The organism is Pseudomonas sp. FP1740 (assembly GCF_030687165.1).
Taxonomy (GTDB): Bacteria; Pseudomonadota; Gammaproteobacteria; order Pseudomonadales; family Pseudomonadaceae; genus Aquipseudomonas.
Map to the genome: position 1 here is coordinate 3677511 of NZ_CP117461.1, position 20179 is coordinate 3697689.

The window sequence follows — 20179 nt, forward strand, 5'->3', positions numbered from 1 at the left end:
TGTTAACGTTAACTTTTCTAAAAACAAAAATAAAGAGGGCTTTATGAAACAGCTCAAATCACTTCTTCCAGCAGCACTGCTTGCCCTTTGCGCCGGGCTTCCATCCCTCTCCAGCGCAGCCAATCTGACGATCTCCTGCGGTGCGGTGGGCGCGGAATTACAACTGTGCAAGGAGGCCGTCGAGGCGTGGTCGAAACAGACCGGCAATCACGTCGAGGTGGTGTCCACGCCTAACTCGGCCACCGAGCGCTTGTCCTTCTACCAACAGATCCTCAGTGCGCAGTCCAGCGACATCGACATCATTCAGATCGACATGGTGTGGCCGGGGATGCTGGCCAAACATCTGCTGGATCTGCGCGAGGTGCTGCCCGCCGACGCAACCCAAGGCTACTTCCAGGCACAGGTGGACAACGCCACGGTGAATGGACGGCTGGTGACGATGCCGTGGTTCACCGACTCGGGCCTGCTGTATTACCGCAAGGACTTGCTCGAGAAATACAACAAGCAAGTCCCCCAGACTTGGGAGGAAATGACCGCTACCGCCAAGGATGTACAACAGGCCGAGCGCAATGCCGGCAACGCCAACGCCTGGGGGTACATCTTTCAAGGGCGTGCCTACGAAGGCCTGACGTGTAATGCGCTGGAATGGATCAGCAGCCAACCGGACGGCGGGCTGGTCAATCCACGAGGCGACATCGTGGTCAACAGCCAGGCCTCAAGAACGGCGTTGACCCTGGCAAAAAGCTGGGTAGGCGACATCTCCCCGCGTGGCGTGCTCAATTACACCGAGGAAGAAGGACGCGGCGTATTCCAGTCGGGCAATGCGTTGTTCATGCGTAATTGGCCTTATGTCTGGGCCCTGGTGCAAAGCCAGGACAGTGCGGTAAAAGACAAGGTCGGGGTCGCTCCCCTGCCCCGCGGCGGCAGCACCGGCACCCATGCCTCCACCCTCGGAGGGTGGGGTTTGGCGGTATCGCGTTACAGCGCCAACCCGAAGCTTGCCGCCGAACTGGTGAGCTACCTGAGCAGTGCCCAACAGCAAAAACATCGTGCGCTGATTGGCGCCTATAACCCGGTGATCGAGTCGCTTTACCAGGATCCCGAGCTACTCGCGGCCATGCCTTATTACAGTCAGCTGCACAGCATTCTCAACGATGGCGTCATGCGCCCCGCTTCAATCACCGCCGCTCGTTATCCACGGGTTTCCAATGCGTTCTTCGATCAAGTGCATGGCGTGCTGGCCGGCGAGTTGCCGGTCGATCAGGCGCTGACCGAACTGGAAGGCGAACTCACGCGCATCAAACACCGGAACTGGTAAGCCACAAGGAAGAAAATCACCATGTCTGTCTCTATTGCCCATGCCCCCTGTGACGAGCTCCTGCTCACCAGGGAAACGCCGGTACAGCGTCGCCGAGTGCGCGCTGCCTGGCTATTTTTGACGCCGATGTTGCTGTGTCTGGCCCTGGTGGCGGCCTGGCCGTTGCTGCGAACATTCTGGTTCAGCCTGACCGACGCCAACCTGTCGGACACCGCTGGCGGCACCTTCGTTGGCCTGAGCAATTATCTGTTCCACAACGGTTCCAGCTGGTCAGGCATCCTGGTCGATCCGCAATGGTGGAACGCGGTGCGCAACACCCTGCATTTCACCGTGGTGTCGGTGGGGCTGGAAGTCGTGCTGGGGCTGCTGGTGGCGTTGCTGCTGAACATCCAGTTCGCCGGCCGTTCCCTGGTGCGAGCGTTGATTCTGATTCCGTGGGCGATTCCGACCATTGTCTCGGCGAAGATCTGGTCGTGGATGCTCAATGACCAGTTCGGCATCATCAATCACCTGATGCTCAGCCTCGGCCTGATTGCCGCGCCTCTGGCCTGGACCGCAGATGCCGATCTGTCGATGTGGGCGGTGATTATCGTCGACGTCTGGAAGACCGTGCCGTTTGTCACCCTGCTGATGCTCGCCGCCTTGCAGATGTTGCCGAGCGACTGCTACGAAGCCGCCAGGGTTGATGGCATTCATCCACTGAAGGTGTTCTGGCGGGTCACACTGCCACTGCTGATGCCCGCGTTGCTGGTGGCGGCGATCTTCCGCATCCTCGACTCCCTGCGGGTGTTCGACGTGATCTATGTGCTGACCTCGAACTCGTCGAGCACCATGAGCATGTCGGTGTATGCCCGCCAACACCTGGTGGAGTTCCAGGACGTCGGTTACGGCAGCGCGGCCTCAACCCTGCTGTTTCTGGTGGTTGCGGTGATTGCCATGCTTTATCTCTACCTCGGACGCCGTCAACTGGAGGTCCGGTCATGAGCCCTCGCCTACTGAAAAAAGCACTGTTGCGTTTCGGTTTCTGGTGTCTGATCGGGGTGTTGCTGCTGTATGCGGTGTTCCCCTTCTACTACGCCATCGTCACGTCGCTGAAGCCGTCCAGCGCCTTGTTCGAAGTGAGTTACTGGATCAAAAAACCCGACTTCTCCAATTACGCGGCGGTGCTTAACCAAGCCTCATTCCTGCGGGCTATCGGTAATTCACTGGTGGTCGCGCTTAGCGTAGTGACACTGGCGCTGTTCCTCAGCCTGACCGCTGCTTATGCCTTGGGCCGGGTGAAATTCCGTGGGCGTGGCACGGTGTTGATGATGGTCCTTGGGGTGTCGATGTTCCCCCAGGTCGCGGTGCTGTCGGGGCTGTTCGAGGTGATCCGTGCCTTGGGCCTGTACAACACGTCCTGGGCGTTGATTCTCAGCTACACGATTTTCACCCTGCCCTTCACCGTCTGGGTGCTGACCACGTTCATGGGTCAACTGCCCCATGAGCTGGAAGAAGCGGCAATCATGGATGGCGCCTCGCCCTGGGTCACGCTGACCCGGGTGCTGTTGCCGCTGCTCTGGCCCGCACTGGTCACCACTGGCTTGCTGGCTTTCATCGCGGCGTGGAACGAGTTCCTGTTTGCCCTGACCTTCACCCTCACCGACACCCAACGCACGGTGCCGGTGGCCATCGCTCTGATTTCCGGCGGCAGCCCCCATGAGTTGCCTTGGGGGTTGTTGATGGCGGCATCGGTGCTGGTCACCGTCCCACTGGTGATTCTGGTGCTGATCTTCCAGCGCCGAATCGTTTCCGGCCTCACTACCGGCGCGTTAAAGGGTTGATGCCCGACAACTACAAGGAACAGCATCGTGATCAAGTTGAAACTGGATAACGTGAACAAACAATTGGGCGGCGCGCGGATTCTGCGCGACGTCAACCTGGAGATCGCGGCGGGTGAATTCGTGGTGTTCGTCGGCCCTTCGGGCTGCGGAAAGTCGACCCTGCTGCGGCTTATCGCTGGACTGGATTCGATCTGCGCCGGCGACCTGCTGATCGACGGGCGTCGGGTCAACGACCTGGAGCCGCGCGAGCGTGGCGTCGGCATGGTATTTCAGTCTTATGCGCTGTACCCGCACATGAGCGTCTACGACAACATCAGTTTTGGTCTCAAATTGGCCAAGACCGAAAAGACCAGCCTGCGCGAACGCGTGCTGAAAACCGCGCAAATCCTGCAATTGGACAAGCTGCTGCAACGCAAGCCAAAGGAGCTGTCTGGCGGGCAGCGTCAGCGTGTCGCCATGGGCAGAGCCATGGCGCGGGAACCGGACATTCTGTTGTTCGATGAGCCGCTCTCCAACCTGGATGCGTCCTTGCGAGTGCAGATGCGCAACGAAATCGCCCGGCTGCATGCCCGGCTGGGCTCGACCATGATCTACGTCACCCACGATCAGGTTGAAGCGATGACCCTGGCCGACAAAATTGTCGTGCTCAATGGCGGTCGCGTCGAACAGGTCGGCTCACCGCGTGAACTCTATGAGCGCCCGGCCAGTCGCTTTGTCGCCGGCTTTCTCGGTTCACCCAGAATGAACTTTCTGCCGGCGCGCTTGCAGGCGCCGGGCGAAACCAGCCTGGTCGACAGCCCCGTGTTGGGGATGACGTCCCTGCCCTTCGACAGCTCGAACCTGGCGGCGGGCACGCTGCTGAGCCTGGGCATTCGCCCGGAACACGTGTCGCTCAAGGCAGCGGAAGGAGCCGCCGGCATCGTGGTGACCGCGGTCGAATACCTGGGCAGTGAAACTTATGTGCACCTCGAGACAGGTCAGGACGAGCCACTGATCTGTCGTTGTGAGGTCCACGCCGGATGGCAGGCGGGCGACCGGGTCGAGCTGCTGCTGGACATCGACAACCTGCACCTGTTCGACGCTGACGGCACAGCCTTGAAGCGTCATCCACATGCCATTGAAACCGTCCCTCTGCGCCCGGCACGAGCAGGCGCCCTATGACTTTGTCTTTGAATACCATGAGCGATCCAATGCCTGACTCCCTTGACCTTGCGCAGCGAGCGCTCAGTGACGGCCTGTCTCGGGTCATCCACGATTATCGCCCCGGTTATCACCTTGCCCCCCCGACAGGCTGGATGAACGACCCTAACGGGGTGGTGTACTTCCGTGGCGAGTATCACGTTTTCTATCAACACCACCCCTTTGACGCGAAATGGGGCCCGATGTACTGGGGGCATGCCAAGAGCGCCGACCTGGTCCATTGGCAGCATCTGCCGATTGCCCTGGCGCCCGGCGATGACTTCGACCGCGACGGTTGTTTTTCCGGTAGCGCGGTAGTGTATGGAGACACTCTGGCGCTGATCTACACTGGGCACACCTGGCTGAAGGACGTGGGTGATGAAAGCTCGATTCGTCAAGTCCAGTGCCTGGCCACCAGTGTCGATGGCATCCGTTTCGTCAAACATGGCGCGGTCATCGAGACCGCGCCGCAAGACACGATCATGCACTTTCGTGACCCCAAGGTCTGGCAAGAGGACGACTATTGGTACCTGATTGCCGGCGCACGTCTGGGCGATCAACCGCTGCTACCGCTGTATCGTTCCACCGATCTGCACACCTGGGAGTTCCTCGACTATGTTGCCAGCGGCAGCGAGGGCGATGGCTACATGTGGGAGTGCCCGGATCTGTTTCGCCTGAACGGGCGCGACGTGCTGCTGTACTCCCCTCAGGGCATGCAACCCCACGGTTACGAACGGCTCAACAAATACCAGACCGGTTATCGAGTGGGCCAACTCGACAGCCAATGGCACTTCACCGGCGGGCCTTTTATCGAGCTGGATAACGGCCACGATTTCTATGCCGCGCAAACGCTGGTGGCCGCCGATGGTCGGCGCCTGGTGTGGGCGTGGCTCGACATGTGGGAAAGCCCGATGCCGAGCCAGGCCCATCACTGGTGCGGCATGCTCGGTTTACCGCGCGAACTTGAACTGCATGACGATCGCCTTTGCGTGTATCCGGCACGGGAGCTCACCGCGCTGCGCGAGGCGCCATTGCCGAGTACGCCTTGGCGGGATGAGTCGGGAACCTGTTGGGTGCCGGAAGTGAATGGCGACCTGCTGGAAATCCATGTGCATCTGGATTTACGCGGCTGCACCGACGGCCACCTGGGCATCGCCTTGCGCTGCAGCAACGATGGCCGCGAAGAAACCCTGCTCTATTACGATGCGGCATTACAGCGCCTGGTGCTGGACCGCAGCCGCTCGGGTGCGCAAGTCAGCGGCCAGCGCAGCGTGTCGATAGACCCGACACAAGAGCGACTGGAACTGCGCGTGTTTCTCGATCGCTCGTCCATCGAGGTGTTCGACGAAAACGGCCGCTTCAGCCTCAGCAGTCGCCTCTATCCGCGGCCCGACAGTCTGGGCGTGAAGTTGTTTAACCACGGCAGTGGCGGGCGTGCTTCGATTCCCAGGGCGTGGCCTCTCGCTTCAGGTTGGGTATGAGCGTTGTCATTCGAGTCGCGAGAAACCCGGGCCCTGTGTCATGATTCTGCGTCAACCTGACCGGGCTCGCCTCGCATGACTTCAGTGAAAGACGTTGCACAGCTGGCCGGCGTGTCCTTGATGACGGTTTCTCGAGCGCTCAACAACCCGGAAAAACTGAGCCCCGAAACCCTTCAGCGGGTGCGTCGCGCCATTGATGAACTGCAATTCGTACCGAGCCTGTCGGCGCGCAAGATGCGCGGCGACAACCTCCAGTCGCGCACCATCGGTGTGTTCGCGCTGGACACCGCGACCACACCGTTCGCGGTGGAGCTGCTGCTGTCCATCGAACAGACCGCGCAACAGGCCGGCTGGAATGTCTTCATCCTTAACCTGTTGAGCAACCCGCCCACTGACCAGAACATCGACCTGATGCTGTCGCACCGCCCCGACGGGCTGATCTTCAGCGCCATGGGCTTTCGCCACGTCAGCATTCCCGAGCGTTTGAAGAGCAAACCGCTGGTACTCGCCAATTGCCTGGCCGATGACAGTCGCCTGGTCAGTTACGTACCGGACGACGAGACGGGGCAGTATCGCGCCGTACATCACGCGTTGAGCCAAGGCTATCGGCGCCCGCTGTGCATCAATCTGCCAAAACAGAGCCTGGCCTGGGGGCTGCGACAAGAAGGCCTGCTGCGCGCCTGTCAGGCATTCGGGCTGGCGCCTGACGCGCTTCTGCAATACGACCTTTCCGAGCATGACGCCTACGGTGAAACCGCAGCCATCCTCGACCGGCACATTGTTGAGGGTCGCCCACAATTCGACATTCTGATCTGTGGCAACGACCGGATTGCGTTTTGTGCCTATCAGCTGTTGTTGAGCCGAGGCCTGAAAATTCCCGGCGATGTCGCCGTGCTCGGCTACGACAACATGATCGGTATCGCCGAACTGTTCATCCCGCCGCTGACCACGGTGCAACTGCCGTACTACGAGATCGGTCGCCAGGCTGCCCGGCACCTGATCGAAGCCCTTGAGGTAGAGGGAGCCCAGCCGGTTGATTGTCCATTGGTGGTCAGGGCGTCGCTATGAGTGCGAGCGCCGCAGACCAGCCAGTGCACGAGGTGCCTCAGGATTCGGCATCGACACCCGCGAGCATTGCCTCTCCCAATACGATTTTCCCGCTGTCCTTGAGTGCCTGACCTGCACCACGGATGTCTCTCGCTTCCTTGTTCTGGCCCAGCTTGAATTTACCGACCAGGCGAGTGATCTCGATTTCTACCCCAACGATCGCTTTAAGCATCGAGGCGATGTAGTCCTTCGGGGCGTCCGTCATTTTCCATGGCTCGGGCTGGGAGGACTCATGGGTCCGGGTCAGGAGCGCCACCAACCCACGGACATAGCGCTCATCATCGTGAAGGGTGATCCTCCCATGGGCGTGCACCACCTTGTAGTTCCAGGTCGGAACCTGTTTATGGGTTTCGTGCTTGCTCGGATACCAGGTGGGCGAGATGTAAGCCTCGGCACCGCGAAAAACCACCAAGACTTCGTCGCCATTTCTAACGTCTTGCCAGACCGAATTGGCCCGCGCGACGTGAGCATGGAGAACACCGAACCGCCCCTGCGCAGCCTTCAACTCGAAAGGAATGTGGTTGGCATCCAGTCCGCTTTCACCGTTGGTAAACAGAATGCCCAGCGGGTGCTGCACGATCAGTTCATGAAGGGCTTCGGCGCGAGGCTCATCAAAATGGGCAGGTACGTACATATCAACTCCTTCAATCGTTCAAGGGTGGGGAGATCACGCCAGTGGTGAGGTGGCCTTCGTGTGAATTGTGTTGATGAACTGGCCCATGGTATAGAGCCAATATCCAACATAATCACTGAGCCAGAATTGATGGCACGTAAAGCCAACGTTGTTGAAATTCCATCGCTGGGCACGCTGGATCGAACCGCCGGTCAATTGGGACGACAGCTTGCTCAAGCGCTTAGGTCCGCGATCCGCAGGGGCGACCTCAAGCCTGGTGAGCTGCTGCCATCGACGCGCATTCTCGGCAAATCGCTGACGATTGCCCGAGGCACCGTTATCGAGGCTTTTGAGCAGTTGATCGCCGAGGGCTTCCTGGAATCCCAAGGCAGAGCAGGCACGCGGGTGGCCCGCTCTTTGGCGGAAGCGTCGCCAACCACCCGGCAGGAACAAGGTCGGCCAACTGAAACCAGGTCGTGGACGCCCTCTTCCCGAATCGAACGGTTCGCTCAGGTGGCCCAGCAATTTAGAGCGGCTGCGCAGATTCCGTTCTCGGTCTCGGTGCCGATTGGCAAAGCGGCGCCTGACGATATCTGGCGTCGCCTTGGCAATCGCATCAGGGCCCGGGGTCCCGGAGCGCCCTCGGGATACGGCGATCCACAAGGCGCGCTTGAGTTACGGGAAGCGGTAGCGGATTACGTGCGCAAGTCACGCTCTGTGCGCTGTGAAGCGAGCCAGGTCATCATTACATCCGGCACGCAACAGGGCCTGTATCTCGCCTGTCAGGTGCTGCTCGATGTGGGAGATTTTACGTGGGTGGAGGATCCGGCCTACCGGGGTATCACCGGGATTCTGGAAAGCGCGGGCCATAGCGATCAAATGATCCGCGTCCCGGTTGATGCCGAGGGTCTGAATGTTGAAAACGGCATAGCGCAATGCCCCCAGGCACGGGCAGCCTTCGTGACCTCGTCACATCAGTACCCGCTCGGTATGCCAATGAGCATGGCCAGGCGCGATGCCCTGCTGGCATGGGCCAGGGCGTCCGATGCCTGGATCGTCGAGGACGATTACGACAGTGAACTGCGTTACGCCGGCCACCCTTTTCCATCCTTGCAAGGGCTGGACCCCGACCGGGTTATTTACCTGGGGACGTTCAGCAAAATACTGTTCCCCTCGTTACGACTCGGCTACGCAATCGTTCCGCCTTATCTGGTGCAAGCCTTCTGCGGTGCGCGGGTCCTGATGGATCGGCATCCCGCCAACGCCGATCAGCACGTGCTCGCAGCCTTCATCGCAGAAGGACATCTGGATCGGCACATCCGGCGAATTCGCGGCGTATACGCAGACATCCACAGGCAAATCATCGAGGCGGTTGCCAGGCTGATTCCTCGCGAACTTGCATGGCTGGAACCGAGCGATCAGGGCATGCATCTGGTGCTTTGGCTGGCGGGAGGTATCGACGATCAGTGGGTCGCCGCCAAAGCTTCCGAAGCTCAGGTATCGGTACGTGCCGTATCGCCGATGTATGCCGGTGGCAATGGCCGTTCGGGATTGATTCTGGGTTTGGGCGGTTTCAGTGCCGAAGACATTGAGTCCGCCACCCGGCGCCTTGCGCAGGTCATCACGTTGGCCGCGAACCCGTCGGGCCGCAGGATCATGCCAATTGCCATAAAACATTTTTAAAACAATTAGTTGGACAACCTTAATAACTTATTGGACAGAAGGCTATATTTTTGACTAGTAACATTTGACAGGCCACCTTGAGTGATCAATACCTAACAGGGTCGACACCTGACAAAAGCGACAATCTAGTGGATGAATATCCATTGCTGACTGCATTGTAAGTAAGGCTTACGAACAAAAGTACTTATTCTTAAAGGGCCGAAGGTTCGGACCGTGCGGTAGCTTTGGCCATCGCAAAGTACCGGCTTCATTTCGTGCCCGAAGGCGATATCATGCATAGCGTTAAGTAAGGTTTACACATTCCATTTTGCAATCATTTACCGTTTCCCGGGCGTTACATGCTTCATCATTGATACACCGTTTTAAAAGCTTAACACTTTCACGACTTCCATAACCTCATTGCGTTCACTGGAAGGATAACGGCATCGCTGATACGCAACAGGCATGCTTAAACCAACGTTACGGAGCTTGCCAGTATGCTGACGACTACCCAAGCCTCTAACTGGTATCTTTTGCAGTGCAAGCCACGTCAGGACGAACGGGCGAAAATCAATTTATTGCGGCAAAACTATGTCATATTTTGCCCGCAAACCGTTAGCCAACGCAGGATACATGGTAGCCCCCATCAATCCCTTGAGCCTCTCTTCCCGGGGTACCTTTTCATTCAGCTAGGCCGTGACGACAAGTGGGCGCCTTTGCGTTCTACCCGTGGCGTCAGCCGAATCGTCGATTTTAATCACGGCCCGGCAATGGTCCCTGACGATGTCATCAGACACTTGCAAGAGCGGTGTTATAAACCACCGGAAATTCTTGCACCTCACACGTTTAAGCCCGGTGAAAAACTGCAAATAACCCGAGGACCGCTGTCGACACTCGAAGGCATTTTCATGACCATGTTAGGTGACGAGCGAGTTATGATCCTGCTTCACTTTCTGAATAGAGAGCAGCCGGTTCGTATTCCACTGACTGATATTGAGCGAGCACGCCCCCATCTATAAACCCCTACTCAAACCCCCGATTAAACTTGCTTCAATTACAAACTTGAACACACTCATCCAACTTTAAATTCAAACAAAAATTTATGCCTTTTTTATTTCATGGATTGTTTCCAGGCGCGTGATTACTCACACTTACGGACTCCATTCACATGAAGAAATCACTAACATCAGCCGATATTACATCGCGCACATTCGGCCCTGTTTTTCCGGTCTATAGTCATTGGATTCATCCCCAAGGAGCAATGATATGACCCTTAAGACCCATGGCCCCTTCGCACTGATAGTGATCTCTCTATATCCCGGAGCGGCCTGGAGTCTCGACCCCCAGGCCATTAACATCTACGGATTCGACTTCACACCCACGTTGTTATTTTCAGAGAGCTACGATGACAACTTCCGGGAGCTGGATCGGGGACGTCAGTCTTCCATGGTGACCAAGGTGGCGCCCTCTTTCGAACTCAAGGCCGAAGATCGAAACAGTGCCACGCGACTTATCTGGCAGCCTACCCGCTACATTTATCATGATCATCCGGACGCCTCGAATACGGCACAACGTGTGCGGCTCGACAGCATCATGGAGTTCACCGACCGCCATCGCCTGAAACTTGAAGGGGAAGCGCGTAAATACGAGCGCACGACATCGACTGCTGTCGATGGCATCAATGACAAGATTCGCACTAATCGCGTCAATGGTCTCTATACCTACGGCGCCAGGAGCGCTGCCAATCAGATCGATCTGGGCGCAAGTTACGCTCAACTTCGTTACGACAACTCCGACGGCATCAATAAAGACAAAGAGCGCAATACCACCGGCCTGACCACCACCTGGTACCACCGTATAGGCAGCAACACCCGCGGTTTGCTGGAGTACGACCATACCGTCTTCGACTACCTGCTCTCCGACAGCCGTCTCAACAGCACGTCCAATGCGGTCCTGGCCGGTGCCGAGTGGGACTTCACCGCACGCACCACCGGCAAAGTACGCCTTGGTTATGAGCGCAAGAACTTTGATGACAGCAGTGTCAAAGACCTCAGTAACCCGACCTGGCAGGTGGACCTGCGATGGAAGCCACGAACCTACTCGACCTTTTCGTTCGTTGCTCGCCAGGCGCTGGCCGAGGGCGACGACGGTGCTGACGCCGTCAAGACCAGCTCTGCGCTGTTCGGCTGGCGTCATGGCTGGACCGAGCGGATCACAACCGTGGCCGAAGCAGGGCTGGCCCGCTATGAGTACGAGGGGCAGAACCGCACCGACAACCTTCGCGACTACAACTTCGCCGTGGAATACCAGATGCGCCGCTGGCTGGATATCGAATTGGGCTATCGCCACCGCAACGACAATTCCGATGCCGACAACCATAGTTTTGAACGCAACATCTTCCTGCTCAGCTTCAACGTAAGTCTCTAAGAGGTTTCCCCCCATGAACTCGCGAATGCTTGCCTTGTTGTTCGTGCCGTGGCTGTTGCCCGTGACTTTTGCAGCGGACAACGGCGCCCAGTACAAACTGGCGGCCGGCGATGTATTGCGCATCACGGTATTCGGAGAACGGGATTTAAGCTTCGACAAAATCCGCCTCAATGACGCCGGTACATTTTCCTATCCGTTCCTGGGTGAGATCTCCGCCAAGGGTCTCACCCCCAATCAGGTGGAAAAGATCATCGTCGACGGGCTCAAGCAAGGTTACCTGGTCGACCCCAAGGTCAGCCTCAACCTGATCGTCTACCGCTCGTTCTACATCAATGGCGAAGTACAAAAGCCCGGCAGCTATCCATACGAGCCCGGGCTGACACTGGAAAAAGCCATTGCACTGGGCGGTGGCCTGACCGAACGGGCCTCGATCAAGCGAGTGACCATCGTGCGCGGCGATGGCTCACCACCATTGACCGATACGGTCACGCGCAGCACCGCCATCGCTCCCGGTGACACCATCTCCATTGCACAAGGCTTTTTCTAAATCATGGATAACAGCCCAAGCATCTACGTTGAACGTCCGCTCCAGGCGCATCTGCCTCAGCACCAGCAGCACGGCGAGGAGAAGGACACCATTGACCTGCTCAAATTCTGGAGGGTGATCTGGCGTGCTCATTGGAAAATCGCTTGGTTGGTGCTGCTTACCTGTGCGCTTGCGATGGCCATTCTGTCATTCATTCCCGCGCAGTACATTGGCAGCGCCACCCTGCTGATCAAAGAAAAAACGCCACCACTGCTGACCTTCCAGCAAGTCACGGACTCAAGCTCCGGCACCGTCGATTACTTGCAGACGCAATTGGCGCTTCTGCAATCGCGAGACTTGGCCGAACGCGCCGTCAAAAAGCTCAACCTCACCACTAACCCGGTGACCGATCCCCGCCAGCAACCGCAGTCATGGTTTACGCCACGCGAATGGTTGGCAAACCTTGATCTTGGACAGTGGTTGCCGGCATTGGGCTTTTTGATACCCCGACAGGTAGTGCCCACTGAAACCGATATTTTCAATGAAGTTACGCAGAACCTCATGAAGCGCACCGACGTCAAATTCGTCGGCAAGAGCCAACTGCTCAACATAGAGGTGTTGCTGCCCGACCCTGACCTGGCGGCCGCAACCGCCAATGCGATTGCCCAAGGCTTCATTGATAGCCAGTTCGACAATAGCCTGAAGTCCTCGCAGACCAACGCCAGTTGGATGAATTCACGCCTGGTCGAATTGCGCAATAACCTGCGCATTGCCGAAGACAAGCTTCAGGCTTATCGGGAAGAACAAGGCCTGGTCGATGTCGGCGGTGTCGCCACCATCAGCGCCAATGAACTGGAAATGACCGGCAACCGCATGATCGATGCCCGCCGTAACCTGGCGGAAGCCGAGAGCCGGTACCGTCAGGTCCAGGCCCTGAGCAATGGCGATCTGAGCAGACTCTCCAGTGTGCCCGCCGTCTTGAGCAACGCTTTGGTGCAGAAATTCCAGGCACAGCAGGCCAAGGCTCAAGCCAAGGTCGAAGAATTGTCCGGGCGTTACGGTCCAAAACATCCGACCCTGATCGCCGCCCTCGCCGAGTTGCGTACGGCCACCGACAGTTTGCGTCTACAGGTTCGACAGGTGGTTGCCAGCATCGAACAGGATTACCAGCTAGCCAAGGCCAGTGAAAGCTCACTGCATAAATCATTCAACAGCAACAAGACGCAGATACAGGATATTTCGCGCAAGGAGTTCCAGCTGCGTGAGTTACAGCGAGAAGTCGACAGCAGTCGCGCGTTGTATGAGACCTTCATCACTCGCTTGAAGGAAACTGCGGCCACCTCAGACATGGATTCCACCAAAGCGCGCATCGTCGACCCCGCGATTGTGCCTTTGGAACCGAGCAAACCCCGTAAAACACTGATCATGGCGATTGTCGCCATCGTGGCCGCGCTGATCGGCATGGCGCTGGCATTAATATCCGAAGCCCGGAACAAAACCTTCAAGACCGACGAAGCGGTCGAAAGCATGCTTAATATCCCCCTGCTCAGTGTGGTGCCGCTGGTCACGAAGAGAAGCCGCCGGCAACTGGCGCGATTGTTCGACGACAACGAGCATCCGCGTTTTTGCGAGACCATTCGCAACTTGCGCACCTGGCTGATGTTGCATAGTGGAGAAAAGCCGTCACAGGTAGTGCTCGTTGCCTCGACCATGGCCGATGAAGGTAAAAGCACCATTGCCAACAACCTGGCTTACTCGCTTGCATTGCTGGAGCGGGTCCTGTTGATCGATGCCGACATGCGCCGATCCAGCCTTTCGCTCAATTTCGATTTTCCGGCAGACAGCCTGGGGCTGGCCAATGTCCTGGCGGGTACCGCCCGACTCGAAGACTGTATCCGGACTGTCGGCAATCTAGACATGTTGCCGGCCGGCAAGCTTGCGCCCCCGCCGCTTGATCTACTTAGTTCGCCGTGCCTGGCGCCCCTGCTCGAAGCACTGAAATCGCGTTACCAGCGCATCATCATCGACTCCCCGCCGGCGCAAATGGTCAGCGATGCGCTATTGCTGGCCAAGCATTCGGACGCGGTGATTTACGTGATCAAAGCCGAAAGCACACCGGTCAGCCAGGTGCAGAAATGCCTCGCCATTCTGCAACAGAGCCACGCGCCGGTGTTCGGTGTAGTGCTCAACCAGGTTGACCTGCGCAAGGCGCGCAAGCAGGGCTACAGCCATAGCGATACGTTCCAGAACTACGACTATCTGACCCGGTAAACCCTTGCGCCTGTCTCTTGAGTAGCTTCTTTCCAACAACCACCAAAAACTGCTTCATCCCAGTCGATCGATACCAGCGTGCGGGAACGAGGGCGTGCAGAATTCGACGCCGATGTCCAACCCATGCCTGGAGGTTGAGCCGATGACATCGCTATATACCGCTCAAATGATGCACCGGCGAGGTCTGACTTTCTGGGGCCAATGGGTGTGTGCGCTCAGCCTGGTCAACCTGCTATTGATATTGCTGGTGCATTGGAGGATCGGCAGCCTGACCAGTGAGTACCGCATCCTGATGGTTCTCACTGTGCTCGGCTCGATTCCGATCTACAGCGTCATGCAGGTTTACCACAAGCGTCATGAGTGGTTGTCGGGGCTCGGTCGTTTGCTGGCGGCCTGGCTGATTCTGCTGGCCGTTCTGATCAGCATCGCCTTTGTCACCCAGACCAGCGCGATTTTTTCGCGTCAAGTAATGATCGTCTGGACCGTATTGGGTTACCTGATCCAGGCTGCAAGCTTCCTGCCCTTGCATTACCTGGCTCGCTTGCACTCGCGCAAGCTCTGTAACGAACGCCGCGCGGTAATCATCGGTACTTGCCCGACCGCATGCCGGCTTGCAAGGAAACTGTCCAGACCGAACCGCGTACCCGTACTGGGGTTTATCGCAACCGCCGAACATACCGGCCCGGCACCGAGCATTTTGCCGCTGCTGGGCCGCATCGACGAAATTCGCGAGATCATCACCCACCTGCACGTACGCCGGGTCTACATCGTCCTGCCGTTGGCACAGGCCGCCATCATTGAAGCCCTGTACATCGACCTTCTGGACATGAATGTCGACGTGGTCTGGATTCCTGATTTCGGCAGCATGGTGTTGCTCAATCAATCGATCTCGGAAATAGAGCGAATGCCGGCCATCTACCTCAATGAAAGCCTCATCAGTTCGCACCCCGGCAGCCTGCTCTGCAAAGAGCTGTTCGAACGTACCCTGGCCGCCGTGGCCATTATTGTGCTCAGCCCCTTGCTGCTGATCGTGGCGGCAGCGGTCAAGCTCTCTTCGCCCGGCCCGGTGTTGTTCAAACAAGATCGTTACGGCTGTAACGCCGAGGTGATCAAGGTCTGGAAGTTCCGCTCGATGCATGTCCATGACGACAGCGAAGTGCGCCAAGCCTCTCGCGAAGATGAACGCATCACCCCGCTCGGGCGCTTTTTGCGCCGTAGTTCGATCGATGAGCTACCGCAGCTTTTCAACGTACTGTTCGGTGAAATGGCCCTTGTCGGCCCGCGACCGCACGCGGTCACTCACAATATTTACTACACCGGCAAAGTACGCGCCTACATGGCCCGTCATCGCCTCAAGCCAGGAATCACCGGGCTGGCCCAGATCACCGGGCATCGCGGTGAAACCCAGACGCTGGAAAAAATGCAGCAGCGCGTCGCCCAAGACCTCAACTACATCAATAAATGGTCGCTGTGGCTGGACATCAAGATTCTCGTCAAGACCCCTTTCACGTTGTTCTCAAAGGACATTTATTAAGGAGTCAGCCATGATAGATCTGGAACTGATCGGGCATTTCGCACCGAACCTGCTGGACGCCAACAAAGCATTTTCCTTCATTAACTTTGCGTCCATCGGCAGTCTGTTCGATCGGAGTCCGACGTCCATCGCCTATTTTTGCGATGGAATGTTGATGTCTACCTTCATGTCGCGCATCACCGGCCGGACGATCGGCCGGGTAAGCTTCGACTTCACCTCCATCGCCGACGCTGTCTTCAGTTGCGCCGAGAAACAAGGCAAGCGCATCTATTTTGTCGGTGCCAGGCAAACCGAACTGGACCTGTTCATCAACAAGATCAAGGGGCGCTACCCGGCGTTGCTTATCGCCGGTCATCACAATGGCTATTTCGATGCACCGCAGGCCGCATGCATTCAGGCGGACATCTGCCGCAGTGAAGCCAACATCCTGATCGTTGGTCTGGGCGCCGGGCTTCAGGAGCAGTTCGAACAGGATGCCCTGCGTGCCGGCTTCAACGGTGTGGCATTCACCTGTGGCGGTTTCATTCGCCAAGAGGCGACAGCCACACACCATTACTACCCTGAGCTGATCAACCGCCTGCATCTGCGCGCGTTCTATCGAATGTACCGCGAACCCCACACCATCAAGCGCTACCTGGTCGATTACCCGACCAATTTTGTTCATCTGCTGGCGATGATCGTCCGGCGCCAAGTGACGATCCATATCACTTATCCCTGAGCGCCCACCATGCATATCCTGTTCATCCTCAAGGACTTCAAGCCCGATGGCGGCCTGGAGCGTGTCCAGCAACGCCTGGCCCGACAGTTTCTCAAGGACGGCCAACGAGTCAGTTATTTCGTCATGAATGGCGATACCGCGGACGATGAAGAAGCGGCCACCTTCAATGGTGGCGGCAATGGATTCGTCGGTCTGCTCAAGTCGATCGGTGTGCTGCGTCGCCTTATCCATCGTGAGCGTGTGACCCACCTTATCGCCGCCAAGGAACAGGCCAACCTCTGCACCTGGTTTGCCACCCTGGGTCGCTCATGCAAGGTCATCTACGCCCGTCACGCGGCACTGGATTGCGGCGAACAGAAAATCGGCCTCACGACCCTGCGCCTGCTCTATGGGTTGTACCTCTGCGGCAACGATCAGGTGGTGGCGGTATCCAAAGGCCTGCATCAGGCCCTCGCCGATCTGGTGCCCTGGGGTCGCCAGCGTATCCGCTATTGCCCCAATGCGGTGGTCACCGAACAACTGCTCAGCGCCGCGCAGACGCCCCTGCTCAGAGGGTTGCCGACCGAGTTCTGGTTGGCAGTGGGCCGGCTGGTGGAACCGAAGGGCTTCCATTTGCTGCTCGATGCCTATGCCATGGCCTTGAGCAGCGCCGCGCTGCCGGATCTGGTGATCATTGGCGATGGTCCGCAACTCGCCGCGCTGACATCGCAGGCAAACCACCTGGGCATCGAGGACCGTGTGCATTTCACTGGTTTCCTGAGCAATCCCTACCCATTGATCAGGCATGCACGACTGCTGATCCTGAGTTCCTTTCATGAAGGCTTGCCGACCGTCCTGATCGAGGCCCTGGCGCTGGGTACGCCCGTGCTGGCCTGCGACTGCGAGACCGGGCCCAGGGAGCTGCTTGATAACGGCCGACTCGGCCAACTGGTCAAGGTCAATGATGTACCGGCACTGGCCGAAGGGATGCTACGCAGCCTGGCCTCGCAAGACCAGGCTGCGCCAAACGCACAAGTAGCCGCTGATGCAGTCCGCCAGTACACCAGTCAATACGCCGCGCAGGCGTATTACCAGGTATGGAATCAATGAAGAAATTGCTGATTATCCTGCAGGACTTGGGCGGGGGTGGTGCCGAAAAAATGATGGCGCGCCTCGCTGGAGCACTGACTGACGCTGGCAATGACGTGACTTTACTGATGCTCACTGGCGCCGGCGTGAACTCGGCGCACCTCGACCCACGGGTAAAACAGGTCGAGTTGCACAGCGCGCGCAGCTCCAGGGCCGTGCCGGCGCTGGCACGCTTTCTTCGCCACAATCGCTTCGACGCGCTACTGGCCGCCCTCACCCACGTCAACGTCGTGGCCATCGCTGCCGCCGCGCTGTCAGGTACGCTGGCGCGCCTGCATGTCAGCGAGCGCAACGCGTTTTCCCATGACAAATATGTCAACCCCACGCTGACGGTGCGCACAGCGTATCTGTTGGCACCATTGCTGTATCGACTGATCCCCAATCCGGTGATCTGCGTCTCGCGCGGCGTCGCCCAGGATCTCGTCGACTCCACCATCACCCGCCCCCAGGATGTCACCATCGCCGACAATCCGGTGCTCGACAACGATTTTCGCGACAAGGCACCGGAGCGTCCAAACCACCCCTGGCTGCAGGAAAAGTCCACCCCGGTGATTGTCGCCGTGGGCCGCCTGGCGCGGCAAAAAGGCTTTGACGTATTGATCGATGCCTTCGCCCGACTGCCCGATCCCCGTGCCCGATTGATCATTTTCGGCGAAGGCGCGCTCAGGGCCCAATTGCTCGAACAAGCGGTTGCTGTGGGCGTGGCCGACCGGTTCGATTTACCAGGCTATACCAGTGATCCGATGGCAGAAGTGGCGGCGGCCGATTGTTTTGTACTGTCGTCGCGTTTCGAGGGCAGCCCCAACGCACTGGTCGAGGCCATGGCCACTGGCACTCCGGTGGTATCGACTCACTGCCCCTATGGGCCGCAAGAGATTCTCGATAATGGGACGATCGCTCCGCTGGTGGCCGTCGACGACCCTGACGCACTGGCGCAGGCCATCACGATGCAGCTGACGTTGCCGCGTGATGTAAATCGCCAGGCCCGCATCGATGCCGCCGCCCGTTTCGTGAGCGCTTGCGCGGCGAAAACTTATCTCGATGCACTACTCGGGAGCCAGTCGTCATGAACACACTGGAAGTCAGGTACAGCACGCTGCGCAACGCCTTCACGCTGTTCGGTGTGCTGTTCTACATCCAGGTGATCGGATTTTTTTCCGGGCTGGCGGATACGTCGAATCTGGACGCAGCCGAAAAAGACCTCGAAGGCAACGCGGTCAATCAGATTTGCGGTCTGATCACCCTGCTGGTACCGCTGTTCTTCTTCATCCGCAACAAGGTCTTCCTCAGCAAAAGCTTTTACAGGAACAACGTATTCCTGCTGGTGTTCATGCTCTGCCTGGCGGTATCGATCAGTTGGTCCCACGACCCGATACTGAGTTTCAAACGTTTTGTGGCGCTGATCAGCGTGGTCTTCTTTGCGGGTTTCATTGCCTACAACTACAGCCTCGAGAGAATCGCCTTCATGCTCGGCTGTATCATCGGCGCCGCTGCGTTGTTCGGCTTGATACTGGCGCTTGTCAGGCCCGATGTCGCCTTCATTTACGGCGGTGTTCGCGAGGGTGCATTCAAAGGGATTTTCCCGGATAAAAATGCCGGCGCCCGGATCAACGCGATCGCCATTTTGCTACTGCTGCCGATGATCCGTCAGGGCAATCCCTGGGCCATCATCTGCTCGTTGTTCTCGCTGATCGCGATTGCACTGGCCCAATCCGCCACCGCCATAGCACTGATTGTTGCCGGCACCGTGAGTTACTGGTACTTCCTCACGCTGATCCGTTTGCACATCAACCGTTCATGGCCCGCATTCCTCGGCACGACGATCGTCTATTTGCTGATCTGTCTCTTTCTCTACGGCAACTACACGCTGCTGCTGGAGCTGACCGGTCGTGATCCATCACTCACCGACCGCACGTTGATCTGGGACCTGCTCACACCGCTGATCGACGCCGAATTCCTCAAGGGTTACGGCTTCGGCGCCTTCTGGTCCAGCCCCAGCGCCGGGGTCTTTATCAGCCGCTGGGGTTACATCGGTAATGCCCACAACGGCTACATCGAAACCTTGCTGAACGGCGGTATCGTTCAGTTGATAGCGCTGCTCCTCATGCTGATCGAGGCACTGCTAAAACACTATCGGGCCGTGATGGCGGACCAATCGGCACGGTTTCATGTCAGCGCGATGGTCATCGTCGGATCATTCATGCTCACCAACTATGTAGCGTATGTCGTGCCCAACTACCGCTCGGCGGAGTTTTTGGTGTTCTGCGTCCTGGCCCTGTCCTTTCGGCATCACCACGCGAAATACCCCGTGTTGTCAGCAGCAACCCTGCCTCAGCGTCCGTCCGGCGAGGCATTACCGCGCGATTCAGCCAGGGCGTAACGAAAGGAGAAA

Annotated in this window: 17 protein-coding genes; 16 read left to right on the plus strand and 1 reads right to left on the minus strand. The window is 58.0% G+C overall.

What is annotated here, in order from left to right:
- Positions 1 to 43 precede the first annotated feature (43 nt).
- The 6 genes from PSH69_RS16560 to PSH69_RS16585 all read left to right on the plus strand — a co-directional run bounded on the left by PSH69_RS16560 (position 44) and on the right by PSH69_RS16585 (position 6869).
- The gene (locus PSH69_RS16560; RefSeq protein ID WP_305409110.1) at positions 44 to 1318 is read left to right on the plus strand and encodes an ABC transporter substrate-binding protein; all 1275 of its coding nucleotides are present in this window, start codon (positions 44 to 46) and stop codon (positions 1316 to 1318) included.
- A gap of 21 nt (positions 1319 to 1339) precedes the next feature.
- Entirely contained in the window at positions 1340 to 2302 is a 963-nt protein-coding gene (locus PSH69_RS16565; protein WP_305409111.1) for a carbohydrate ABC transporter permease, read from the plus strand.
- Complete coding sequence (locus tag PSH69_RS16570; protein ID WP_018928908.1) at positions 2299 to 3141, plus strand: carbohydrate ABC transporter permease; 843 nt, start codon at positions 2299 to 2301, stop codon at positions 3139 to 3141. Before PSH69_RS16565 ends, PSH69_RS16570 begins: the two co-directional genes overlap by 4 nt.
- Positions 3142 to 3168: 27 nt before the next feature.
- Positions 3169 to 4302, plus strand: coding sequence for an ABC transporter ATP-binding protein (locus PSH69_RS16575; RefSeq protein ID WP_305409112.1), 1134 nt, complete (start codon positions 3169 to 3171; stop codon positions 4300 to 4302).
- Positions 4299 to 5801 carry a glycoside hydrolase family 32 protein gene (locus PSH69_RS16580; RefSeq protein ID WP_305409113.1) on the plus strand — a complete coding sequence of 501 codons (1503 nt, stop codon included), beginning with the start codon at positions 4299 to 4301 and terminating at the stop codon, positions 5799 to 5801. The genes PSH69_RS16575 and PSH69_RS16580 overlap by 4 nt, the downstream gene beginning before the upstream one ends.
- Positions 5802 to 5876: 75 nt before the next feature.
- Positions 5877 to 6869 (plus strand): LacI family DNA-binding transcriptional regulator, encoded by a 993-nt coding sequence (locus PSH69_RS16585; protein WP_019651691.1) that lies wholly within the window; start codon positions 5877 to 5879, stop codon positions 6867 to 6869.
- A gap of 37 nt (positions 6870 to 6906) precedes the next feature.
- On the opposite strand, the gene PSH69_RS16590 is transcribed toward PSH69_RS16585, so the two are convergent.
- The gene (locus PSH69_RS16590) at positions 6907 to 7542 is read right to left on the minus strand and encodes an FMN-binding negative transcriptional regulator (protein WP_305409114.1); all 636 of its coding nucleotides are present in this window, start codon (positions 7540 to 7542) and stop codon (positions 6907 to 6909) included.
- Between the two features lie 129 nt (positions 7543 to 7671).
- Between PSH69_RS16590 and PSH69_RS16595 the strand changes: the two genes are divergently transcribed.
- The 10 genes from PSH69_RS16595 to PSH69_RS16640 all read left to right on the plus strand — a co-directional run bounded on the left by PSH69_RS16595 (position 7672) and on the right by PSH69_RS16640 (position 20167).
- The gene (locus tag PSH69_RS16595) at positions 7672 to 9204 is read left to right on the plus strand and encodes a PLP-dependent aminotransferase family protein (protein ID WP_305409115.1); all 1533 of its coding nucleotides are present in this window, start codon (positions 7672 to 7674) and stop codon (positions 9202 to 9204) included.
- Between the two features lie 476 nt (positions 9205 to 9680).
- The gene (rfaH, locus tag PSH69_RS16600; protein WP_305409116.1) at positions 9681 to 10202 is read left to right on the plus strand and encodes a transcription/translation regulatory transformer protein RfaH; all 522 of its coding nucleotides are present in this window, start codon (positions 9681 to 9683) and stop codon (positions 10200 to 10202) included.
- Between the two features lie 247 nt (positions 10203 to 10449).
- Positions 10450 to 11610, plus strand: coding sequence for an outer membrane beta-barrel protein (locus PSH69_RS16605; RefSeq protein WP_028940767.1), 1161 nt, complete (start codon positions 10450 to 10452; stop codon positions 11608 to 11610).
- 13 nt (positions 11611 to 11623) lie between these two features.
- Entirely contained in the window at positions 11624 to 12157 is a 534-nt protein-coding gene (locus tag PSH69_RS16610; protein ID WP_305409117.1) for a polysaccharide biosynthesis/export family protein, read from the plus strand.
- A gap of 3 nt (positions 12158 to 12160) precedes the next feature.
- Positions 12161 to 14407 (plus strand): polysaccharide biosynthesis tyrosine autokinase, encoded by a 2247-nt coding sequence (locus PSH69_RS16615; RefSeq protein WP_305409118.1) that lies wholly within the window; start codon positions 12161 to 12163, stop codon positions 14405 to 14407.
- A 142-nt stretch (positions 14408 to 14549) separates the two neighbouring features.
- A complete protein-coding gene (locus PSH69_RS16620) occupies positions 14550 to 15941 on the plus strand; it encodes an undecaprenyl-phosphate glucose phosphotransferase (RefSeq protein ID WP_305409119.1) in 1392 nt (463 codons plus the stop codon).
- A 10-nt stretch (positions 15942 to 15951) separates the two neighbouring features.
- Positions 15952 to 16659 carry a WecB/TagA/CpsF family glycosyltransferase gene (locus PSH69_RS16625; protein ID WP_018928897.1) on the plus strand — a complete coding sequence of 236 codons (708 nt, stop codon included), beginning with the start codon at positions 15952 to 15954 and terminating at the stop codon, positions 16657 to 16659.
- A 9-nt stretch (positions 16660 to 16668) separates the two neighbouring features.
- Positions 16669 to 17748, plus strand: coding sequence for a glycosyltransferase (locus PSH69_RS16630; RefSeq protein ID WP_305409121.1), 1080 nt, complete (start codon positions 16669 to 16671; stop codon positions 17746 to 17748).
- Positions 17745 to 18857 carry a glycosyltransferase gene (locus PSH69_RS16635; protein ID WP_305409122.1) on the plus strand — a complete coding sequence of 371 codons (1113 nt, stop codon included), beginning with the start codon at positions 17745 to 17747 and terminating at the stop codon, positions 18855 to 18857. The genes PSH69_RS16630 and PSH69_RS16635 overlap by 4 nt, the downstream gene beginning before the upstream one ends.
- Complete coding sequence (locus tag PSH69_RS16640) at positions 18854 to 20167, plus strand: O-antigen ligase (protein ID WP_305409123.1); 1314 nt, start codon at positions 18854 to 18856, stop codon at positions 20165 to 20167. The genes PSH69_RS16635 and PSH69_RS16640 overlap by 4 nt, the downstream gene beginning before the upstream one ends.
- Positions 20168 to 20179: the final 12 nt, after the last annotated feature.

What these genes read in the sequence shown, in the direction of transcription:
- PSH69_RS16560 (WP_305409110.1), top strand. Translation starts at nt 44, where the DNA reads ATGAAACAGCTCAAATCACTTCTTCCAGCAGCACTGCTTGCCCTTTGC.
- PSH69_RS16565 (WP_305409111.1), top strand. Translation starts at nt 1,340, where the DNA reads ATGTCTGTCTCTATTGCCCATGCCCCCTGTGACGAGCTCCTGCTCACC.
- PSH69_RS16570 (WP_018928908.1), top strand. Translation starts at nt 2,299, where the DNA reads ATGAGCCCTCGCCTACTGAAAAAAGCACTGTTGCGTTTCGGTTTCTGG.
- PSH69_RS16580 (WP_305409113.1), top strand. Translation starts at nt 4,299, where the DNA reads ATGACTTTGTCTTTGAATACCATGAGCGATCCAATGCCTGACTCCCTT.
- PSH69_RS16585 (WP_019651691.1), top strand. Translation starts at nt 5,877, where the DNA reads ATGACTTCAGTGAAAGACGTTGCACAGCTGGCCGGCGTGTCCTTGATG.
- PSH69_RS16590 (WP_305409114.1), bottom strand. Translation starts at nt 7,542, where the DNA reads ATGTACGTACCTGCCCATTTTGATGAGCCTCGCGCCGAAGCCCTTCAT.
- PSH69_RS16595 (WP_305409115.1), top strand. Translation starts at nt 7,672, where the DNA reads ATGGCACGTAAAGCCAACGTTGTTGAAATTCCATCGCTGGGCACGCTG.
- rfaH (WP_305409116.1), top strand. Translation starts at nt 9,681, where the DNA reads ATGCTGACGACTACCCAAGCCTCTAACTGGTATCTTTTGCAGTGCAAG.
- PSH69_RS16605 (WP_028940767.1), top strand. Translation starts at nt 10,450, where the DNA reads ATGACCCTTAAGACCCATGGCCCCTTCGCACTGATAGTGATCTCTCTA.
- PSH69_RS16610 (WP_305409117.1), top strand. Translation starts at nt 11,624, where the DNA reads ATGAACTCGCGAATGCTTGCCTTGTTGTTCGTGCCGTGGCTGTTGCCC.
- PSH69_RS16615 (WP_305409118.1), top strand. Translation starts at nt 12,161, where the DNA reads ATGGATAACAGCCCAAGCATCTACGTTGAACGTCCGCTCCAGGCGCAT.
- PSH69_RS16620 (WP_305409119.1), top strand. Translation starts at nt 14,550, where the DNA reads ATGACATCGCTATATACCGCTCAAATGATGCACCGGCGAGGTCTGACT.
- PSH69_RS16625 (WP_018928897.1), top strand. Translation starts at nt 15,952, where the DNA reads ATGATAGATCTGGAACTGATCGGGCATTTCGCACCGAACCTGCTGGAC.
- PSH69_RS16630 (WP_305409121.1), top strand. Translation starts at nt 16,669, where the DNA reads ATGCATATCCTGTTCATCCTCAAGGACTTCAAGCCCGATGGCGGCCTG.
- PSH69_RS16635 (WP_305409122.1), top strand. Translation starts at nt 17,745, where the DNA reads ATGAAGAAATTGCTGATTATCCTGCAGGACTTGGGCGGGGGTGGTGCC.
- PSH69_RS16640 (WP_305409123.1), top strand. Translation starts at nt 18,854, where the DNA reads ATGAACACACTGGAAGTCAGGTACAGCACGCTGCGCAACGCCTTCACG.